The sequence below is a fragment of the Pseudomonas sp. 05T35 genome, assembly GCF_056396605.1.
Genome location: NZ_JBFTLU010000437.1, coordinates 1 through 3,754 on the forward strand (window position 1 = coordinate 1; position 3,754 = coordinate 3,754).

A 3,754-nucleotide genomic window follows, 5' to 3' on the forward strand; every position below is an offset into this window, starting at 1 on the left:
GCTCGCGATGAGGGCCTGACAGCCAACATCTTTGTTGTCTGACAGGACGCCATCGCGAGCAGGCTCGCTCCCACAGTGTCTCAAGGATTGGCCCGGCTATTTTTTCCTCTGTGTGGCTCGCGATGAGGGCCTGACAGCCAACATCTTTGTTGTCTGACAGGACGCCATCGCGAGCAGGCTCGCTCCCACAGTGTCTCAAGGATTGGCCCGGCTATTTTTTCCTCTGTGTGTTTTTCGAGAAAGGAGTGACACCATGCTGGTGATGCGCCCCGCGCAAATGGCTGATCTGGGCGAGGTACAGCGTCTGGCTGCGGACAGCCCGATTGGTGTCACCTCCTTGCCGGATGATGTCGAACGCTTGAGCGACAAGATCGCCGCAAGCGAAGCGTCGTTCGCTGCCGAAGTCAGCTTCAACGGTGAAGAAAGCTATTTCTTCGTTCTCGAAGACACCGCCACCGGCAAACTGGTGGGCTGCTCGGCCATCGTCGCGTCGGCCGGTTATTCCGAGCCGTTCTACAGTTTCCGGAATGAAACCTTCGTGCACGCCTCTCGCGAGCTGAAGATTCATAACAAGATTCATGTGCTCTCCCAGTGCCACGACCTGACCGGCAACAGCCTGCTGACCAGTTTCTATGTGGTTCCTGAGCTGGTGGGTTCACCTTGGGCGGAACTCAACTCTCGCGGTCGCTTGCTGTTCGTCGCCAGCCATCCGGAGCGTTTCGCTGATTCGGTGGTCACCGAGATCGTCGGCTACAGCGACGAAAATGGCGACTCGCCGTTCTGGGATGCCATCGGTCGCAACTTCTTCGACCTCAACTACGCTGAAGCCGAGCGTCTGTGCGGGCTCAAGAGCCGGACCTTCCTCGCCGAACTGATGCCGCATTACCCGATCTACGTGCCGCTGCTGCCGGACGCCGCCCAAGAGGCGATGGGCCAGGTGCACCCACGGGCGCAGATCACCTTCGACATCCTGATGCGCGAAGGCTTCGAGACCGATCACTACATCGACATTTTCGACGGTGGCCCGACCCTGCACGCACGTGTCTCGGGCATCCGTTCGATCGCCCAGAGCCGTGTGGTGCCGGTGAAAATCGGTGAGCCGGTCAAAGGTGCCGGTCGTCAGTACCTGGTGGCCAATGCGCAGTTGCAGGATTACCGCGCGGTATTGCTCGAGCTGGATTATGCGCCGGGCAAACCGGTAACCCTGGATCTTGAAGCCGCCGAAGCCCTGGGCGTCGGTGAAGGTGCCAGCGTGCGCCTGGTGGCAGTTTAAGGCCCGATTTCAGGCTTAAGAGCAGAGAGTTTTACGGGTGGCCTGAGCGACCCGTTTAAGGAGATAGCATGATCGTTCGTCCCGTACGCAGCAGCGATTTACCCGCGCTGATCGACCTGGCCCGCAGCACCGGCACCGGCCTGACCACCTTGCCGGCCAACGAAGAGCGTCTGGCTCATCGGGTTGGCTGGGCTGAAAAGACCTTTCGCGGCGAAGCGGGGCGCGGCGACGCGGACTACCTGTTCGTGCTCGAAGACGATAACGGTCGCGTGGTGGGGATTTCCGCCATCGCCGGCGCTGTCGGCCTGCGTGAGCCTTGGTACAACTTCCGGGTCGGCCTGACCGTCAGCGCTTCGCAAGAGCTGAACATCTACCGTGAAATCCCGACGCTGTTCCTGGCCAACGACCTGACCGGCAATTCCGAGCTGTGCTCGTTGTTCCTGCACGCCGATTACCGTTCCGGCCTCAACGGTCGCATGCTGGCCAAGGCGCGGATGCTGTTCATCGCCGAATTCCCGCAGCTGTTCGGCAACAAGATCATCGCCGAAATGCGCGGTGTGTCCGATGAAGCCGGCCGCTCGCCGTTCTGGGAAAGCCTGGGTCGGCACTTCTTCAAAATGGAATTCAGCCAGGCCGATTACCTGACGGGCGTGGGCAACAAGGCGTTCATCGCCGAGTTGATGCCGAAGTTCCCGCTGTACACCTGCTTCCTCTCTGAAGGCGCGCGCAATGTGATCGGCAAGGTTCACCCTGACACCGAGCCGGCGCTGGCAATGCTCAAGAGCGAAGGCTTCAGCTATCAGGGTTATGTCGACATCTTCGACGCAGGTCCTGCCGTTGAATGCGAAACCGGCAAGATCCGTGCGGTCCGCGACAGCCAGGCACTGGTATTGGCCATCGGCACCCCGGGTGATGACGCCACGCCATTTCTGATTCACAACCGCAAACGCGAAGACTGCCGGATCACTGCCGCTCCCGCACGCTTTGCCGCCGGTACCCTGGTGGTCGACCCATTGACCGCCAAACGTCTTCAACTCAATGCCGGCGATCAAGTACGTGCCGTGCCGTTGTCTGCTGCTCGGGAGTCGAAATAATGAATTCGCTTTATATCGCCGGTGAATGGCTGGCAGGCCAGGGTGACACGTTCGAATCGCTGAACCCGGTCACCCAGCAAGTGCTGTGGTCGGGGCAGGGCGCCAGCGCTGCTCAAGTTGAAAGCGCCGTGCAAGCCGCACGTCAGGCCTTCCCGGCCTGGGCCAGACGCTCCCTGGAAGATCGCATCGGCGTGCTGGAAGCCTTTGCCGCCAGCCTGAAAAAACACGCTGACGAACTGGCTCACTGCATCGGTGAAGAAACCGGTAAGCCGCTGTGGGAAGCCGCGACTGAAGTGACCAGCATGGTCAACAAGATCGCCATTTCAGTGCAGAGCTACCGCGAGCGTACCGGCGAGAAGAGCGGCCCGCTGGGCGACGCCACTGCCGTGCTGCGCCACAAGCCTCACGGCGTGGTGGCAGTGTTCGGTCCTTACAACTTCCCCGGGCATTTGCCGAACGGTCACATCGTTCCGGCGCTGCTGGCCGGTAACAGCGTGCTGTTCAAGCCAAGCGAGCTGACCCCGAAAGTCGCCGAGCTGACGGTCAAGTGCTGGATCGAAGCCGGCCTGCCTGCTGGCGTGCTGAACCTGCTGCAAGGCGCGCGTGAAACCGGGATCGCCCTGGCGGCCAATCCGGGTATCGACGGCCTGTTCTTCACCGGCTCCAGCCGTACCGGCAACCACCTGCATGCGCAGTTCTCCGGTCGTCCGGACAAGATCCTCGCGCTGGAGATGGGCGGTAACAACCCGCTGGTGGTCGATCAGGTCGCAGACCTCGACGCTGCGGTGTACACCATTATTCAGTCGGCGTTCATTTCTGCCGGTCAGCGTTGCACCTGCGCCCGTCGCTTGCTGGTACCGCAAGGTGCCTGGGGCGATAAGCTGCTGGCGCGTCTGGTGGAAGTCAGCGCAACGATCGACGTCGGCGCGTTCGATCAGCAACCGGCGCCGTTCATGGGCTCGGTGGTTTCTCTGGCCGCTGCCAAGGCACTGATGGATGCACAGGAACACCTGCTCGCCAATGGCGCCGTGCCGCTGCTGAAAATGACCCAGCCACAGGCCAACGCCGCGTTGCTGACCCCGGGCATTCTTGATGTGAGCGCGGTTGCCAATCGTCCTGACGAAGAGCTGTTCGGCCCGTTGCTGCAAGTGATTCGCTACGCTGATTTCGAGGCGGCGATTGCGGAAGCCAACAACACCCAATACGGTCTGGCCGCAGGTTTGCTGTCGGATTCGCAAGCGCGTTATCAGCAGTTCTGGCTGGAAAGCCGCGCCGGTATCGTCAACTGGAACAAACAGCTGACCGGCGCCGCGAGCAGCGCGCCATTCGGCGGTGTGGGGGCTTCGGGTAACCATCGCGCCAGTGCCTATTACGCGGCGGATTACTG

Annotated in this window: 3 protein-coding genes; all 3 read left to right on the forward strand. The window is 61.3% G+C overall.

The features are described from left to right. Nucleotides 1–253 precede the first annotated feature (253 nt). The gene (aruF, locus tag AC1DH9_RS24695) at nucleotides 254–1,273 is read left to right on the forward strand and encodes an arginine/ornithine succinyltransferase subunit alpha (RefSeq protein WP_427533045.1); all 1,020 of its coding nucleotides are present in this window, start codon (nucleotides 254–256) and stop codon (nucleotides 1,271–1,273) included. A gap of 68 nt (nucleotides 1,274–1,341) precedes the next feature. Then, nucleotides 1,342–2,367, forward strand: coding sequence for an arginine N-succinyltransferase (gene astA / locus AC1DH9_RS24700; protein ID WP_427545772.1), 1,026 nt, complete (start codon nucleotides 1,342–1,344; stop codon nucleotides 2,365–2,367). Continuing rightward, the coding region (astD, locus tag AC1DH9_RS24705) for a succinylglutamate-semialdehyde dehydrogenase (RefSeq protein WP_477808953.1) at nucleotides 2,364–3,754 on the forward strand (1,391 nt) is incomplete at its 3' end. The genes astA and astD, both read left to right, overlap by 4 nt.

Coding starts and splice junctions, on each gene's coding strand:
- aruF (WP_427533045.1), top strand. CDS start 254: ATGCTGGTGATGCGCCCCGCGCAAATGGCTGATCTGGGCGAGGTACAG.
- astA (WP_427545772.1), top strand. CDS start 1,342: ATGATCGTTCGTCCCGTACGCAGCAGCGATTTACCCGCGCTGATCGAC.